This window comes from Sphingobacterium sp. UBA7249, assembly GCF_002472835.1.
GTDB classification, from domain to species: domain Bacteria; phylum Bacteroidota; class Bacteroidia; order Sphingobacteriales; family Sphingobacteriaceae; genus Sphingobacterium; species Sphingobacterium prati.
Window position 1 is genome coordinate 376118 of the sequence record NZ_DKST01000015.1, and the last position, 17663, is coordinate 393780.

The window sequence follows — 17663 nt, forward strand, 5'->3', positions numbered from 1 at the left end:
AGAGAGATGGCAACAAATACTTATGACGCAATTGTGATCGGTTCGGGGATAAGTGGTGGATGGGCTGCGAAAGAATTGACAGAAAAAGGACTGAAAACAATTATGCTAGAGCGTGGTCGTAATATCGAACACATTAAGGATTATACTGCGCCAAACAAAAATCCATGGGAATGGCCTCATGCGGGTGGTCGCACGCAGCAGATGATCGAAGACTACCCTGTATTGCGCAGAGATTATCCATTAAATGAGAAAAATTTGGATTTTTGGGTAAATGAGAAAGAGAGCCCATACACAGAGGTAAAGCGTTTTGACTGGTTCCGCGGATATCATGTAGGTGGAAGATCATTAATGTGGGGTAGACAATCTTATCGTTTAGGTGATCTGGATTTCGAGGCTAACTTGAAAGATGGCCACGGTGTAGATTGGCCGATCCGCTATAAAGATATTGCTCCTTGGTATAGCTATGCTGAAAAATTTGCTGGTATCTCTGGAAATAGAGATGGGATTGCTTCTCTTCCTGATGGTGACTATATGCCGGCAATGCCAATGAATATTGTGGAGAAGGATCTTGCTGAACGTTTGAAAAAACAATATGGCGGACAGCGCCACTTTATTATGGGGCGTACTGCGAACATCACTGTTCCGCACGAAGGCCGTGTCAACTGTCAATATCAAAACCAATGTTGGTTGGGTTGTAACTTTGGTGCTTATTTCAGTACTCAATCGGCGACTTTACCGGCAGCAAGAAAGACGAATAACTTAACCTTACGTCCCTTTTCTATTGTCACAAAGATTATTTACGATAAAAATACGAAAAAGGCAAAAGGTGTCGAAATTATTGATGCTGAAACAAATAAAACATACGAATTTTTTGCTAAAGTAATCTTTGTATGTGCATCTGCCTTAAATTCAACTTGGGTATTGATGAACTCAGCTACAGATGTATGGGATGGTGGATTGGGTAGCAGTAGTGGAGAACTCGGTCATAACCTAATGGATCATCACTTCCGCTGTGGAGCTGGGGGTAGAATAGATGGCCATTTGGATAGTTATGTCTATGGACGTCGTCCTACAGGTCTTTATGTACCACGTTTTGTGAACGTTGAAGGAGATACCAAAAAACGTGATTATGTTCGTGGCTTTGGTTATCAGGGCGCAGCAAGTCGGGGCCGTTGGTCTGGGGCGGTTGCGGAGATGGAAGTTGGTGGCGCATGGAAAGATGCGATCTGTGAAGCTGGCGACTGGAGCGTAGGTTTTACGGCATTCGGAGAAACTTTGCCTTACCATGAGAATAAAATTACCCTGGATAAGAGCAAAAAAGATAAATGGGGTTTACCTGTATTGTCGTTTGATGCTGAAATCAAAGATAATGAGTTAAAAATGCGTGGTGACATGCAAAATGAGATGAAGGAAATGTTGGAGAGCATTGGCGTAAAGGATACTTATACTTACGATAATGTATATGGATTTGGCCAAGGTATCCACGAGATGGGAACAGCCCGTATGGGACGTGATCCTAAAACATCGGTATTGAATGGCAATAACCAAGTATGGGATGCTTTGAATGTATTTGTTACGGACGGAGCCTGTATGACTTCTGCTGGTTGTGTTAACCCATCGCTTACATATATGGCACTTACTGCACGTGCGGTCGATTTTGCGGTTAGTGAATTGAAAAAAGGTAATATCTAATAGCTAAAGATTGATAACAATGGAAAATAACTCAAATAAGTCGAGTAGAAGAGATTTCTTAAAGACTGCGGCAACCGCTGCCGCAGCTTTCATGATCGTTCCTCGTCATGTATTAGGAGGTAATGGTTTCATCGCTCCTAGTGATAAGTTACAAGTGGCTGGTATTGGTGTAGGTGGTAAAGGGTTCAGCGACATTAACGCATTTCATGATTCAGGTAAGGCGGATCTCGCTTTCTTGTGTGATGTGGATGATCGTCGTGCTGCAGGTGCGTTGAAACGTTACCCAAAAGCAAAATATTATAAAGATTACCGTGAGATGTTGGACAAAGAGCATAAACGCATTGAAGCTGTTTCTGTTTCGACACCAGATCATCAACACGCGATCCAGGCATTGGCGGCAATGCAACTGGGCAAGCACGTCTATGTTCAGAAACCACTGACACATGATGTTTGGGAAGCGAGAGCATTGACGCATGCAGCGAAGAAATATAAAGTGGTGACCCAAATGGGAAATCAGGGGGCATCCAACGATGGGCCACGTTTTGTACGTGAATGGTATGAAGCTGGGTTAATCGGTGATGTTCATACGGTATACTGTTGGACTGACCGTCCGGTATGGCCTTCTGGTATTGCATGGCCAACAGGTAAAGCAGAGATTCCGAAAGAGCTGGACTGGGATCTTTGGTTGGGAACTGCTCCATATAAAGAGTATGTGGATAAATTGGTGCCCTTCAACTGGCGTGGTTGGTGGGATTATGGTACTGGTGCATTGGGTGATATGGGCTGCCACTTATTGGAAGTTCCTTTCAGTACATTAGGATTGACTTACGTACAAGATGTGCAGGCAACAGTAGGATCTGTCTATGTGGATGAATTTAAACGTGGATATTTCCCTGAAAGCTGTCCTCCGTCAAGCCACGCAACATTGACCTTCCCTAAAACACCGCGTACAAATGGCCCGGTAACATTACATTGGATGGATGGTGGTATTCAACCTGCACGTCCTGATGAATTGGGTCCAAATGAAATCTTTGGTGACGGCGGCAACGGTATCTTATTGGTAGGTACAAAAGGTAAAATTTTGGCCGATACGTACGGTCAGAATGCACGTTTATTGCCAACATCAAGAAAAGATCAGGTCGCTCAGAAATATGCACGTGTACCAGGACAAGAGGCCGGTCACTATGCACAATGGGTAGAAGCTTGTCAAGCAGGTTATGGTAAGAAAGAGGTGAGTTCTCCTTTCGAAATCGCTGGTCCTTTGACTGAGGCTTTGTTAATGGCTAATTTAGCGATCAGAGGTGCTGACTTACGTATGGACGGAAAATATCCAGGACGTAATTTGAAATTGTTATGGGATAACAACAATATGCGTGTGACAAATTTTGATCACGTGAATCAATACGTCAAACGGAACTATAGACAAGGTTGGGAAATGAAGTATAATTTCTAAAATTAAGATATTTAGTAGTATGAATAGAAGAGAAGCATTACAACGGGTTGCCTTGATTTTAGGAGGTACCGTTATCGGCGCCAATTTATTTTTGGAAGGTTGTACGCGTTCGGCTACAAAGGATGTGGAAGCCTTATTCGAAGCAAAAACAACAGATTTATTGGGTGATTTAGCCGAAGCTATTTTACCAGCAACAGCAACTCCTGGAGCAAAAGAAGCTGGTGTTGGGAGCTTTATCCCAGTCATGGTGCGCGATTGCTACACTGAGAAGCAGCAAAAAGCGTTTATGACGGGTTTTGCCAGCTTGGACGATAAAGCGAAGGAAGTGAAGGGAAAACCTTTCCTTGAGCTTTCAGCTGCGGATCGGACAGCAGTAGCAGCAGCTTTGGATAAAGAATCAAATGAGTTTAATAAAAAACAGGCCGAAGACCAAAAGGATATTCTGGAGAAAAACAAAGAAAAACAAAATCAATTGTATAATTACGTAGAAAACGATCCACCACACTGGTTCACGATGTTTAAACAATTGACGTTGACAGGTTTCTTTAATTCGGAATTAGGCTGTACAAAAGCATTGCGTTTTGTCAAAATCCCTGGAAAATATGATGGGAACCTTCCGTACAAAAAAGGAGATAAAGCATTCGCTTAACATAAAGAAGGGGGCTTAGCCCCCTTCTTTATTTAGTCTCTACTTCCAGCGCAAAATGAACGCGTTTTTGTTTTGTCACAGTCATAAAATAACCATTGTTAGTTGAATCGCCATTGATGTCCACGCTGTCATTGTAGCGGAGTTCTCTGAGGTAATTCATCTCCAAGGATTTGATCTGATTGGTCAACACCAGTTCGATCGGTAATCTATCCATACACCAGTCCAGGTATTTTACATTATTGGCGTGATTGACAATATCAAGGTCGGATAACTTGACGCTATATTGATCAATATTTTTGACAGGCTGCGAAATATCCAATTTTGAGAATGGCCGCTGTGTCGCGGGCCGGTCTGGGTAAGTTGTAAAATCATCCGCTGAAATGGCCAAATTTTCAGAACTCCTCTTTACGGTATTGATCACTGCCCAATAGCTTGTGGCTGTGACATACACTTGCCCATTCACCAAAATTTCAAAATTACGTGTAGAGCGCGCGCCTTCCAATTCCTGTATCCATGTTCTTACCTGAACGATGTCCATCCATTTGGGCAGTCTGTTGATTTCAATACGCATTCGGCTGAGTACCCAGGTTTGATTGTGCTTAGCCATGTCTTTAAAACCGAAACCAACGCTGGTCGCATGTTCGCCAGCAGTAAGTTGAAGGATATTTGATAAGTCGGAGAAACGGATACGACCATTGGAGTAGCATTGTGTAAAATAAATTTCCCAGTTTTTCTCAAAGACTGATTTTTCCATCTGTTGTCTAGTTTTTTATAAAATTAGGCAATATGACTGATTTGATCCCTTAAATCAAAATGAAATGACATAATTTTAAGATATTCGGATAATATTGTATTGTATGGCAAATTTCAGGCATTAACAGAACAAAAAAGCGAAAACCGCCAATCGTTTTTTTATTGTAAAATAAATGATAGTTTTCAAATATTTAATTGATTATTATCATCAGATTAGGTAGATTTAAATAAGCCAATGGCATAAAATAATAAAATAAGATTGGTTTTATCGCGTTATATCTAATGTAGCGCGAACATTAAATTTACACATTAAATGCTAATATTATGGTTGGAGAACTAATAGCTAAAGAGGAAATTCCTCAATTTAAATTTATCCCTGCGAGTGAAGATAAGTCAGCGACATTTATGGATAAATTGAAAGGGGCACTTCGGTTAGGAAACGAATTTAAATCCAAAACTGAAATAGCCTTTCAAACAGATTCCGGACCAAAGCGTATCGAAACCACAGTATGGTCATTAACTGATAGATATATTCAGATCAAAAGTGGCGTATTAATCCCACTGCGGTCTATTATTGCAATTGACTATTAATACGAAAGGCTCCTGAATACATTCAGGAGCCTTTTTTCTTTGTATATTTAATCCTAAAGGAAAGGTCTCAGTTTGCGCTTTTGAGGCAAATAACTCAGCATTTTCAATAGGTTTCGCCGGTTAGTTCTTTTAGGCGTATTTCTGAAACTTTAGCATTGTACTGAGCTGTATAGCTGCGGGTCATCGCGTTGATGTAATTTAATTGCGCTGTCCTAACTTCCAATGTCGTGATTGTTCCGATACGAAACTTATCCATCGTGATATTGAGGTTTTCTTTGGCCAGCTCTTCGTTCTTTTTCTCTACGTTTGCCAGTTCTATACTGGTGATATAGGTTTGAAATAGTGTCCGAACTTGCGCCTGTATACTTTGCTTTTGTTGTTGAATCTGTATTTCCGTGCTTTGCATCTGAAATTTGGCAATTCGTTCATTTCTATTTTGTAGGAATCCATTAAAGATATTCAGCGAAGCAGTGACGCCATAGTTGAGCCCTTTATTTTTGTTCTCCGTGGAGAAACCCAATGAAGAGTGAGATTCATTCCAATTATATCCTGTATTCAGTCCTATTTTGGGATAACGTTCGGCCTTTACAGATTTTAGGTTCAATTCAGCAACCCGCCTGTTAATAAGTGCCAATTGAATTTGCGGATTCTGTTGATCAGCTATCTGGATCAGGTCGCCCAGTTTAAGTTCGGTATCCAGCGTCATCTCATCTTCTACCTGAAAATCTATTCCCAGGTCACGGGTCATTAGCTGATTCAAGTAGGTCTTCGTATTTTGGAAGCTTTCTTGTTGTCGCAGCAAATTCGTCTGATCTGTATTCAGGTCTACTTTTGCGTTCAGTAAATCTAATTTGGATCCCTTTCCGATTTCCAGACGGTTTTCAGCTAGCGTGACGCGATATTGGGATAGGGCAATGGTCGTGTCTAAAGCATTTAATAAACGTTTCTGCTGTACCAAATTGTAATAAGTTGCTATGACTTCGCTCAATTGGCTGATCACTTCAAATTTGATTTCGGCTTCACCTTGACGCTGTATTTCTTTAAATCTATCGCGACGGGCAAACATGCCAAATCCATCAAATACTGTCCAGTTGAGGTTAACACCATAAGACATGTTGTCGTTTTTGGCATTGGAAATCTGTTGTACTTGACCATCGGCCCTTACTTGCCGGGAATTCTGGATTGAATTGCTCCGGCTGAAATTGCCGGTGACTGCAGGAAGCATTCCTGCACTACCGAGGCTGGTATTTTCGATGTCTATTTTGCTGTCATTTTTTGCCAACAGGATGTTGAAATTGTTGCTCAAGGTGGTTGTCAAGGCCTCCTCTAGTGTTAATACTTGTTGTGCACGGGCTTGAAACAGGATGAAGCTAAGCAACAGTGCGATGATTATATTTCTCTTCATGTCTGATCTATTCGTAGCTTTTAATGTTATCAAATTCGGGTCTGTGCTTCTTCGGTCTTGACCACATGTAGTAGATTGCCGGAATAATGAACAAGGTCAATATTAACGAAAATATAGTACCTCCCACAATGACAACCCCCATACCAATACGGCTTGTCGAGGCTGCTCCAAGAGACATGGCGATTGGTAAGGCACCTAGTGCGATGGCAAGGCTGGTCATTAAAATAGGTCGCAAACGTGATTCGGCAGAATGCATGATCGCCTCAAATTTTTCCATGCCTTCTTCTCGCATCTGGTTGGCAAATTCGACAATCAATATACCGTTTTTTGTCACGAGTCCAATCAGCATAATGGTTCCAATCTGGCTGAATATATTCCAGGTCTGATCAAATAACCATAAACTTATCAGTGCACCAGCTACGGCCATTGGTACGGTAAGGATGATGATAAAAGGATCTAGGAAACTTTCAAATTGTGCGGCTAATATCAAGTAGATCAGCAGTAAGGCTAATCCAAATGCAAATAGGGTATTGGAACTACTCTCTACGAAATCACGGGATTCGCCACTAAGGTCGGTTGTGAAGCTGTGATCCAGTACCTTTTCTTTGATACGGTCCATTGCAGCTATACCGTCGCTCATACTCATGCCGGGAGCCAGTCCAGCGGAAACCGTAGCCGACATATACCGGTTATTATGGTAAAGCTGAGGTGGGCTACTTTCTTCTTTGACATTGACAACATTGTCTAACTGTATAAGTTGTCCAATATTATTACGTACATAAATTGATGTCAGATCTGTTGGCGTTGCCCGTCTATCGTTCTCGACCTGTCCGATCACTTGGTATTGCTTTCCGTCGCGCATAAAATAAGCGAAACGTTGCCCACTTAACAGTAACTGGAGGGATTGAGACACATCGAGTACAGACACGCCCATGCTCAATGCTTTTAATCGATCGATTTCGACATGAAGTTCGGGTTTATTAAATTTGAGGTTAATGTCTGTAGTAGAGAATGTAGGATCATTGTTCACTTCATTCATAAATTCAGGAATCTTTTCCTGAAGCTTTTCAAAATTCTGCGCCTGAATAATGTATTGCACGGGTAAGCCACCTCTGCGGTTCATCGAAATGGTTGGTGTCTGCGATACATTGACACGTACACCATCGTATTTTTTTGTCCATTTTGTCAGTTCTTTTGCAACATCGTCCTGTGATCTTGTGCGTTCTTCAGGATCGACTAGTGTCATGCGAATCCGTCCGGAATTGACGGAACTGGCGCCAAAACCCGGAGAAGTGATATTCAAACTAATCTTATTTTCGGGAATGGAATCGTAAACGAGCTTGTCCAGTTCTTGCATATAACGGTCCATATACTCATAGGTGGCTCCCTCAGGTCCGGTGACATTGACCATAATACTGCTTCGGTCATCATAAGGGGCTGTTTCTTTTTTGATTGAGGAGAAGATTATCCCGATGATGGCAAAACAGACCAATAAGATCGGGAAGCTGATCCATTTGAACTTCATGAACTTATCCAGGCTATTGGCATATCCCTTATTCATTTTCACAAACATGGGTTCGGTCCATTCGTAAAAGCGGGTCTTTTTATGACCTCCGCCTTTAATTAGATAAGCGTTTAACATGGGGGTCAGGGTCAGTGAGACAAAGGCGGATACAAGCACAGCGGATGCGATTACCACGCCAAATTCCCGAAAGAGACGACCTACAAATCCCTCAAGAAATATCACTGGCAAAAATACAGAAGCGAGCGTAACCGAAATAGAAATGACTGCAAAGAAAATTTCCTTCGAGCCTTTTAAGGCTGCCTCAATAGGCGACATGCCTTCTTCAACTTTCTTGAAAATGTTTTCGGTAACGACAATTCCATCATCGACCACGAGTCCTGTCGCTAATACAATCGCCAGCAAGGTCAGTACATTGATCGAAAAGCCAAAAATGTACATGATGAAAAAAGTCGCTATCAGTGAAACGGGGATATCCAATAAGGGACGTAAGGCTATCCCCCAATCGCGAAAGAAAAAATAGATAATCAGGGTAACCAAAATAATGGAGATCAGTAAAGTCTCAGCTACTTCAATAACCGATTTTTTGATGAATTTGGTGTTGTCAGATGCGATATTGATGCTGATATCTTGTGGGATATCTTCTTTCATCTGATCGAGCATCTTATAGAAGTTATCCGCGATATCGAGATAATTTGTTCCCGGTTGTGGGATAATGGCAACACCGACCAGCTGTTTACCGTTGCTGACCATTTTTGTCTCCAAGTTTTCAGCGTCAATTTCTGCCCGACCAATGTCGATAAACTTGACGAGTCTAGTACTATCTGCTTTTAGGACAATATTATTAAACTGTTCGGGTGTGGAAAGATTTCCTACTGTTTTTACGGTCAATTCGGTGGTATTGCCGACAATTTTGCCGGAAGGTAACTCTACGTTTTGATTGTTCAGTGCAGTGCGGATATCGGATGCTGTAATGACGTAAGCGGCCATTCGGTCGGGGTTGAGCCAGAGCCGCATGGCATAACGTTTCTGACCATAAATCTGTGTACTACTGACACCGGGAATGGTCTGAAGTCTTTCAGAAATGACATTTTCAGCGTAATCACTCAATGAAAGTTTATCCCTGGTTTCACTCTGTAAGGTAAGTGTAATGATAGGGTCCGAGTCAGCGTCGGCTTTTGATACAACAGGAGGAGCATCAATATCTTGAGGCAAACTTCTAACGGCTTGAGACACTTTGTCACGAACATCATTAGCGGCCTCTTCAAGATTTTTCTTTAAATCGAATTCAATTGTAATATTGCTGGATCCCTGATTGCTCGAGGAGGATATGTTGCGGATTCCATCGATAGAGTTGATTGCCTTTTCCAGAGGCTCGGTTATCTGGGACTCGATGATGTCGGGGTTGGCGCCGGCGTAGTTGGTCCGTACCGATACGATAGCCGGATCAATGGAAGGGTATTCACGAACACCCAAAAAACTAAAGCCAATGTAGCCAAACAGAATAATCGTGATATTGACTACAATGGTTAAAACGGGGCGCTTGATAAAAACGGCAGATAAATTCATGTACAGTTAGTTAGCTAGTGAAACTTTAACCTTTACTCCGTCTTTTAATGCAAGAACACCAGTTGTCAATACCGTGTCACCTGCACTTATCCCAGATAAGATCACAATTTCCTTATCGGTGCGGGCACCAGTTTCAACTTTGGTCTCTTTAGCCAGTCCATTCTGAAGGATAAATACTTTTTTTCCATCCTGAACAGGAACGATGGCCTCCGTTGGGATGGCGATAGCATCATTTTCTACTTCAATAGGAAGGATAACATTGACAAAGGACCCTACCCGGAGCCGACCTTGTTCGTTCGTTGTCCGTGCCCGGACAGTCAATGTTCGGGTATCTAGGGATACTTCAGGCTCTATCGCGTAAATGTTTGCTTTGATGACTGTAGGATCATTGGCAACACTAAATTCTATTGGCGTATTTAACTTGACCACGTTGCTGTATTTTTCGGGAATAGCAAATGTAATCTTGACTGAATTGTCTTTGACCAAATTTGCAATCAGCGTATTGGATGAAACAATCGCTCCAACTGAAATATTTCTTAAGCCGATCATGCCGCTGAATGGTGCGCGTACCGTTGTTTTGGAAATCTGTGCTTGGATCAACTGGATCTGTGCCTGTGCAGTTTTTAATGCGGCACTTGCAATATCGAATTCTTCCTGACTGATCGCCCCTTTCTGAAGTAACAGTTTTGCCCGACGCTCATTTTCGGCGTTGAGTTGACTTGTTGTTTGTGCCTGCTTTAGTTGTGCCTGAAGTTCGATATCATCAATCTTGATCAAAGGCTGTCCCTTTTGGATACGTTGCCCCTCAGAAAAGTAAATTTTTGTAATTCGACCACTGACTTCGCTTCTGATTTCAACTTTTTCTTCGGCATCGATACTCCCAGATAAATTGATTGACCGATCTGCTACAGATGACTTTGCAATAATCGCCTGGGCGGCGACAGGCGCATCTTTTTTGACAGCAGATTGAGCACTTTCTTTCTTGTCTTTTTTTGGATTTATGAGGAAATATCCACCTCCGATAACAGCACAGGCTAGAAGGATGTAGATGGTCGTTTTTTTATTCATTGTGGTATAGTCCTTATGTGGTTTTTGATTTGACGGATAAAGATAGGTTTATTCTAATGATGAAACCGGTTGTCAAAAGGATTTTACAATACAGAGCAACCATCTATCCGTTGATAGCGCAATATGCCGGCAATAAAAAAAAGCTAGAATCTTGTTCTAGCTTTATGTTTATTATTTTTTTGCTTTGACTGTTTTCTTTTCGACTTCTTTTGGCGTCGAATCATCTACTTTTGGTTTGATGGAAGCTTTCGATAAATGTGGTCTTCTTTTTCCAAAAGAACCATTTGATATTTTTCCTCTTCTGGTTTTGATATCACCTTTTCCCATAGTATAAAATATTTTGGTTTTAACAATACATTATTGATAAGTTTAAATATACCATTTTCCTTTTGGATTTGCAATTTACTTAGTATTAAATAATTGGAAAAATTCTTTTCTGTGTCACAATTTTAAAGTTGTGGTTGATGGTATCAAAAAACAAATTATTGGCAGGTCTATTTTCAGCAACGAAATAAGGGATCTCTAAGATGTGATCTTTTAGTTTTATACGATAGTAGCCGTATAACAAACCTCTTGTCGTCTGAATTGATTCGATCTTTTGTACGGCCTGGACATCCTGGAAAATATTAAAGGTATAGTTAGCCGCTTTAAGTTGTTCCACAAAAACTTCATTTGTTTTGGCGTTAAACCAGATCTGCTGGCTCTTGATCTTGCTGAAGTGATTATTGAAAAGAAAGAGGTACCCAATTAAAAAAAAGGCCATTGGGAGCAAAAATAATACAATCTTAATTTTGACAAAGAGCAATACCGTGATGAGAATAAGAACCACGCCCATTAGGGCATTGGAGATTGTCTTCTTAAGGGTAGATTGAATGAGCGCTGCAGGTGCTTCGATCAATTGAAAACCCGATTTTAAATTTTTGGAATTTGTATCTTCTGATCCGGAAAAAATAAACTTTTTCCGGATCAGAAGATAAGCAGCTAGGAGAATTAGTCCAACGATCAACAATCTCATAATGCTTTGTTAATATTGTTCTTCTGTGTTTGGATACTGTACCGCTTTGACTTCAGCAACGTAATTGCTCACTGCTGTTGTAATCTGCTCGTGAAGATTAGCAAAATGTCGCATAAATTTGGGCTTAAAATCCGCATTCATACCCAACATGTCATTAATGACCAATACCTGGCCATCGCAATCGGCACCGGCACCTATTCCGATTGTTGGAATGGCCAATTTCTCGGTTACCGTTTTGGCTAAAGCTGCTGGAATTTTTTCCAATACGATGGCAAAACAGCCTGCTTCTTGAAGGGCTAGTGCATCTTCAATAAGTTTGGCTGCTTCTTGTTCTTCCTTGGCTCGGACGCCAAAATTTCCAAATTTGTTAATAGACTGTGGCGTTAAACCCAAATGTCCACAAACTGGGATTCCGCCGGAAATAATCTTTTTGATATTTTCAATAATTTCAAGGCCGCCTTCCAATTTCAGGGCATGGGCGCCGGATTCTTTCATCATGCGTACAGCGGCATTGTAAGCTTCGTTTGCAGAGCCCTGGTAGCTCCCAAAAGGTAAATCTGCCAAAACCATGGCGCGCTGGGTCCCTCTAGCTACGGCCGCTGCATGGTAGATCATATTATCGAGCGTGATGGGTAGGGTAGTTTCGTAGCCAGCAAATACATTGGCTGCAGAATCTCCGATCAGAATAACATCCACACCGGCACTGTCTACCATTTTGGCCATGGAGTAATCATAGCTGGTCAGCATCGAAATCTTCTCTTGGCGTTCTTTCATTGCTTGCAGCATCGCTGTGCTTACTCGTTTTATTTCTTTGTTTACAGACATCTTAACTTATATTGTAAGTTCAAAAGTAAGGTTTTTATCATACATTGGCCAATATTCTGCCTTGTGTTTTGTATTTTTGTAAAATGATACAGAATGAAACCCGTCTATTTAAATTTCCCAAATTTTCAGAATTAATAATCCATGAGGATGAAAATTTGATTGTTATAAATAAACCACCTTTTGTTGCTTCTTTGGATGAAAGGGAGGGGGGAGAGATTAACATTCTCCGTTTGGCAAAGAAATATCATGCTGACGCTCAAGTCTGCCATCGTTTGGATAAGGAGACTTCAGGTATTTTGTTGATTGCGAAAAATCCGGAGACTTACCGTTCGATTTCCATCGCATTTGAAAAGCGCAGGGTCAATAAGATTTATCATGCCATCATTGGCGGGACGCATACCTTTCAGGATCTTGTAGTCGATTTACCTATTTTAAACGTAGGTAATAAAAATGTTTCTATTGACCGTGCAAATGGCAAGCCTGCCGAAACAATCTTTAATTCCCTTAAATATTATAAGAATTATACATTAGTAGCGTGTAAACCGATCACTGGGCGCATGCACCAAATCCGTATTCACTTGGCTACACAGCATGCGGCGATCGTGGGGGATAGCATGTACCGCGGAAAACCTGTTTATCTCTCGCAGATCAAGAAAAGAGGCTATACTTTATCCAAGGATGAAGAAGAACAACCGATCATGAAACGTTTTGCCTTGCATGCCAAGCATGTTGAGTTTGAATTGAATGGCGAGCAGATGGTGTTTGAGGCACCTTATCCGAAGGATTTTGCGACTTTGCTGAAGTTGTTGGATAAATTTGATTCTTAATCTTATTTATGAATCCAAAAACAAAAAAGATAATTGGCAATGTTGTATTTGTGCTGCTCATTGGTTTGTTAATATGGCCGACGAGCAGGAGTTATTTTCATCAGCTGCTGATGAAAATCGGCTTTTTTAAACCGAAATTGGAAGTACCACAACAGGTTGCGGAGCCTCTCAGTGCGGGGATAGAAAATGTTGGTAAGGCCGTTTCGTTTGTGAATCAATTAGGTGAAACGGTACCGGTAGCGAGTTTAAAAGGCAAGGTGGTGTTTATCAATTTTTGGGCAACCTGGTGTGGGCCATGCCGCGCGGAAATGCCTTCCATCAATGTGCTTTATGATAAATTCAAAGACAATCCCAATGTGGTATTCCTAATTGTGGAGATAGAAGGTGATAAGGAAAAAGCAGCTGCTTTTGTCAAAAATGAAAAGCTAACTTTACCCATCAGCTATCCGAACAGTGATATCCCGAAAGAATGGCTTTCAGAGTCTATTCCAAGTACAGTTATTTTGGATAAGGACGGCAACTTAGCAACACGACATGAGGGCATGGCCGACTATTCTACACCCGATGTGGCAACTTTTATTCAAGATTTAATCAATAAATAATTACGATCTATACATTAGCATGACCAGAGCAGAACTTATTCATCAAATCAAAGAGAAACGTTCGTTTTTATGTGTCGGATTGGACACAGACCTTACTAAGATTCCTGAGCACCTTTTGGATGATGAGGATCCGATCTATAGTTTTAATAAAGCAATTATAGATGCTACAGCTGATTTATGTGTCGCTTATAAACCAAATATTGCCTTCTATGAATGTTATGGATTAAAAGGATGGCATTCGCTTCAAAAAACCTGGGCCGCATTGCCAAAGAATTGCTTTAGTATTGCTGATGCCAAACGTGGCGATATCGGAAATACTTCCGGCCGTTATGCGATGGCATTTTTTGATGAGTCAAATTCAGGTTTAGGATTCGACAGTATTACCATTGCTCCTTATATGGGGAAAGATTCGGTCACACCGTTTTTGGATTTCAAAGATAAATGGGCTATTGTATTGGCATTAACATCGAATGAAGGGAGCCTGGACTTTCAGAATTTTGAAAACAAGGAAGGACTTCAATTATTTGAGCAGGTTATTGACAAAGTAAATACTTGGGGGAATATAGACAATTTAATGTACGTCGTCGGCGCAACAAGGGGAGAAGGCTTTATTAAGATTCGTGAGCATGCACCGGAACATTTTCTATTGGTTCCGGGGGTAGGTGCACAGGGCGGTTCGTTAGAAGATGTTTGCAAATATGGGATGAATAGAGATTGTGGACTCTTGGTGAATAGTACCAGGGGAATTATATACGCTTCAAAAGGACGCGATTTTGCAGAACGCGCGCGTGAGGAAGCCTTGAAACTGCAAAAAGAAATGGAAATTGAACTATTAAAAGCAGGTATTATTTCCTGATTTGACATTTAATAATTCATTCGTAATACTTACCTTTGCAGCATGCCAGAAAAAATTATCATTCTAGACTTCGGGTCTCAGTACACGCAATTGATCGCAAGACGTGTCAGAGAACTAAATGTGTATTGTGAGATACACCCGTTTAATAAATTGCCAGATTTTGACGAATCTGTGAAAGGTGTTATATTCTCGGGAAGTCCTTTTTCCGTTCGACAAGAAGATGCACCTCAAATTGATTTTGTTGCTATTCAGGAGCGCTTCCCACTTTTAGGTGTGTGCTATGGCGCGCAGTACATTGCTCAAAAATCGGGCGGAAATGTATTGCCATCTGAAATCCGTGAATATGGTCGTGCAAATCTGCAATTTGTCAATAGTGAAAATGAATTGTTGGCAGGTGTACCCGTACAATCTCAGGTATGGATGTCACATGGCGACACGATTAAAGAGGTCCCAGCAAATTTTGATATCATTGCCAGTACAGATAAAGTACGCGTAGCGGCTTATCAGGTAAAAGGTACGCGTACTTATGGTATACAGTTCCACCCCGAAGTAACACACAGTACGGATGGTGCTATTTTGTTGAAAAATTTTGTTGTCGGTATCTGTGGTTGTACGCAAGACTGGACGCCAGATGCATTCGTGGAGACAACAATAGCATCCTTGAAAGAACAACTGGGTGAAGACCATGTGATCATGGCTTTATCTGGTGGTGTGGATTCTACTGTTGCGGCAGTTTTATTACACCACGCGATCGGACAGAAGTTACACTGTATTTTCGTGGATCATGGCTTGCTTCGTAAAGACGAATACGAACAAGTATTGGATTCTTACAAAAATATGGGTTTAAATATTAAGGGAATTAATGCGAAAGACTTATTCTATGGTCGTTTGGCAGGAGTTTCCGAACCTGAGGAGAAGCGTAAGATCATCGGTAATTCCTTTATTGATGTGTTTGATGAAGCTGCGAAGGAAATCCAAAAAGAATTACCGGAAGGAATCGAAGCGAAATGGTTGGGACAAGGTACGATCTATCCCGATATTATTGAATCAGTTTCGGTTAAAGGACCTTCAGCAACCATAAAATCGCATCATAATGTCGGCGGCTTACCTGATTTTATGAAGTTAAAAGTTGTTGAACCATTGAAGACTTTGTTTAAAGATGAAGTCAGAAGAGTCGGGAAGGCATTAGCGGTAGATCAGGCAATTTTGGGTAGACATCCGTTTCCAGGTCCTGGTTTGGCCATTCGTATTTTGGGTGATATTACTGCCGAAAAAGTAAGAATTGTTCAGGAGGCCGATGCAATCTTTATCAGTAACTTAAAGGAATCCGGTTGGTATGATAAAGTATGGCAAGCTGGCACGATCTTTTTACCTGTACGCTCGGTAGGGGTAATGGGTGACGAACGTACTTACGAGCATGTCGTCAGCTTAAGAGCTGTAGGATCGCTTGATGGAATGACTGCGGATTGGATACATCTACCATATGACCTGTTAGCAAAAATTTCAAATGAAATTATCAACCATGTGAAAGGAATAAACAGAGTTGTATATGATATCAGTTCAAAACCACCCGCTACGATTGAGTGGGAATAAAATATGGGTTGCAGCTCTCGTGGCACTATGCCTAGCGAGTTGTACGACCAAGAAAAGCACCGTATTGCGTTCGCCCTCTTCTAGTCGGGGCGAACAGCAAACTGCTGTCACTAAACCAAACGGAGAGAAAGATAAGCCGGTCGTAAATGTAGGCGATGTGCAAAATGTAAATGGCCATTCGGTTAAAAATAATAAAATTGCACTTCTTTTGCCATTTGAATTAAATAGTATCGCTAAAACAGTGACTACCGAAGATGTCGAGCGCTCTGCGCTGGCATTGGATTTTTACCAAGGTTTTCAGATAGGTCTGGATAAGATCGCTAAAGACGGAATGCTGTTTGATCTGCAGGTGATTGACTCGCGTGATAATGTAGCCTACAATGCGTCTTTGGGTACATCGGCAACAGTGAAAGACGCCGCTATTGTTGTCGGCCCTGTTTATCCGCGCGAAATTAAAAGTTTTGCGCAAACCTTTGCCAACAAAAATGTTCTTCAGGTGTCCCCATTGGCGGCTACTATGGCTTCGGAATTTAGTGTTCCCAACCTCGTGTCGATGACCCCCTCGATACGCACGCACTCGGAAATATTGGCGAAGTACGTGGCCGAACAATATTATAATGGTGACCAGATTTTAATTTATGATGCTGGTGACGATGAGAGCAAACAGTTTTTAGTTAATTTTTCCAATGAAGTTGCAAAAGCAAATGCACAGGCAAAAGTAAAAACGGTTATGAGCATCAATGAGCTCAACAATAGTCTTGTCTTGACAGGGACGAATCACATTATATCCGGAACGGCTAATAAAAACCTCGTAAAGGGGCTGTTGGATGCTATGGATGATCGTTTTTTGAATCCTGGTAACCAATTTAAATTATATGGGCATCCAAATCTTTCAAAACTCACTTTCGAGAATTTTGAAAACATGGATTTTTACAGCCTGACCATTACTTCTTCCAGCTTGGCCGATGAATCGGATAGTGACACAAAAAAATTTATATCAAATTATAAATCGCTGTACAAGGTAGATCCTTCGGAGTTTTCTTACAAGGGCTATGATGCGGCTGTTTATTTTGGCCGTTTATTGCATAAATATGGTGTTGACTATGTAAGCCATATCACCCAAGAAAAATTCTCAGGGCTGAATAGTGATTACAGGTTTGAGTTTTATCCGAAGTGGGGATATGCCAATAGAGCTTTGGGGATAATGGTCTATCACAATAAGAAATTTGAAAGAAAATAATCT

General features: G+C 41.2%; 16 protein-coding genes. 9 read left to right on the forward strand and 7 right to left on the reverse strand.

Going from position 1 to position 17663, the window contains the following annotated elements; translation table 11 throughout:
- The first annotated feature begins 6 nt into the window (after positions 1–6).
- From B4A24_RS12325 to B4A24_RS12335, 3 genes are read left to right on the forward strand one after another with little or no spacing between them, the layout of a single operon-like run.
- Positions 7–1692, forward strand: a complete 1686-nt coding sequence (locus tag B4A24_RS12325; protein ID WP_293945292.1) for a GMC oxidoreductase — start codon at positions 7–9, stop codon at positions 1690–1692.
- A 19-nt stretch (positions 1693–1711) separates the two neighbouring features.
- On the forward strand, positions 1712–3145 hold the full coding sequence (locus tag B4A24_RS12330) for a Gfo/Idh/MocA family protein (RefSeq protein WP_293945293.1): 1434 nt from the start codon (positions 1712–1714) through the stop codon (positions 3143–3145).
- Positions 3146–3164: 19 nt separating this feature from the next.
- On the forward strand, positions 3165–3794 hold the full coding sequence (locus B4A24_RS12335) for a gluconate 2-dehydrogenase subunit 3 family protein (RefSeq protein WP_172394356.1): 630 nt from the start codon (positions 3165–3167) through the stop codon (positions 3792–3794).
- A gap of 28 nt (positions 3795–3822) precedes the next feature.
- Here B4A24_RS12335 and B4A24_RS12340 read toward each other — a convergent pair whose 3' ends face one another.
- Complete coding sequence (locus B4A24_RS12340; protein ID WP_293945296.1) at positions 3823–4548, reverse strand: acyl-[acyl-carrier-protein] thioesterase; 726 nt, start codon at positions 4546–4548, stop codon at positions 3823–3825.
- A 323-nt stretch (positions 4549–4871) separates the two neighbouring features.
- On the opposite strand from B4A24_RS12340, the gene B4A24_RS12345 reads away from it, so the two are divergent.
- Complete coding sequence (locus B4A24_RS12345; protein WP_172394354.1) at positions 4872–5138, forward strand: hypothetical protein; 267 nt, start codon at positions 4872–4874, stop codon at positions 5136–5138.
- A 103-nt stretch (positions 5139–5241) separates the two neighbouring features.
- On the opposite strand, the gene B4A24_RS12350 is transcribed toward B4A24_RS12345, so the two are convergent.
- The 6 genes from B4A24_RS12350 to panB all read right to left on the reverse strand — a co-directional run bounded on the left by B4A24_RS12350 (position 5242) and on the right by panB (position 12542).
- Positions 5242–6543, reverse strand: coding sequence for a TolC family protein (locus tag B4A24_RS12350; RefSeq protein WP_293945299.1), 1302 nt, complete (start codon positions 6541–6543; stop codon positions 5242–5244).
- Positions 6544–6550: 7 nt separating this feature from the next.
- Entirely contained in the window at positions 6551–9634 is a 3084-nt protein-coding gene (locus B4A24_RS12355; protein ID WP_293945301.1) for an efflux RND transporter permease subunit, read from the reverse strand.
- A gap of 6 nt (positions 9635–9640) precedes the next feature.
- Entirely contained in the window at positions 9641–10702 is a 1062-nt protein-coding gene (locus tag B4A24_RS12360) for an efflux RND transporter periplasmic adaptor subunit (RefSeq protein ID WP_293945303.1), read from the reverse strand.
- Between the two features lie 171 nt (positions 10703–10873).
- Positions 10874–11029: a 30S ribosomal protein THX gene (locus B4A24_RS12365; RefSeq protein WP_288811625.1), complete on the reverse strand. Its 156-nt coding sequence runs from the start codon at positions 11027–11029 to the stop codon at positions 10874–10876.
- Positions 11030–11114: 85 nt separating this feature from the next.
- A complete protein-coding gene (locus B4A24_RS12370; RefSeq protein ID WP_293945305.1) occupies positions 11115–11717 on the reverse strand; it encodes a hypothetical protein in 603 nt (200 codons plus the stop codon).
- 9 nt (positions 11718–11726) lie between these two features.
- Positions 11727–12542, reverse strand: a complete 816-nt coding sequence (gene panB, locus B4A24_RS12375) for a 3-methyl-2-oxobutanoate hydroxymethyltransferase (RefSeq protein WP_293945307.1) — start codon at positions 12540–12542, stop codon at positions 11727–11729.
- 83 nt (positions 12543–12625) lie between these two features.
- Between panB and B4A24_RS12380 the strand changes: the two genes are divergently transcribed.
- From B4A24_RS12380 to B4A24_RS12400, 5 genes are read left to right on the forward strand one after another with little or no spacing between them, the layout of a single operon-like run.
- Positions 12626–13369, forward strand: a complete 744-nt coding sequence (locus B4A24_RS12380) for an RluA family pseudouridine synthase (RefSeq protein WP_293945309.1) — start codon at positions 12626–12628, stop codon at positions 13367–13369.
- A gap of 8 nt (positions 13370–13377) precedes the next feature.
- Positions 13378–13971 (forward strand): TlpA family protein disulfide reductase, encoded by a 594-nt coding sequence (locus B4A24_RS12385; RefSeq protein WP_293945311.1) that lies wholly within the window; start codon positions 13378–13380, stop codon positions 13969–13971.
- A 19-nt stretch (positions 13972–13990) separates the two neighbouring features.
- Positions 13991–14827: an orotidine-5'-phosphate decarboxylase gene (gene pyrF / locus B4A24_RS12390; RefSeq protein WP_293945312.1), complete on the forward strand. Its 837-nt coding sequence runs from the start codon at positions 13991–13993 to the stop codon at positions 14825–14827.
- Between the two features lie 42 nt (positions 14828–14869).
- Entirely contained in the window at positions 14870–16420 is a 1551-nt protein-coding gene (guaA, locus tag B4A24_RS12395; protein ID WP_293945314.1) for a glutamine-hydrolyzing GMP synthase, read from the forward strand.
- A complete protein-coding gene (locus B4A24_RS12400) occupies positions 16377–17660 on the forward strand; it encodes an ABC transporter substrate-binding protein (protein ID WP_293945316.1) in 1284 nt (427 codons plus the stop codon). The genes guaA and B4A24_RS12400 overlap by 44 nt, the downstream gene beginning before the upstream one ends.
- The last annotated feature ends 3 nt before the right edge of the window (positions 17661–17663 follow it).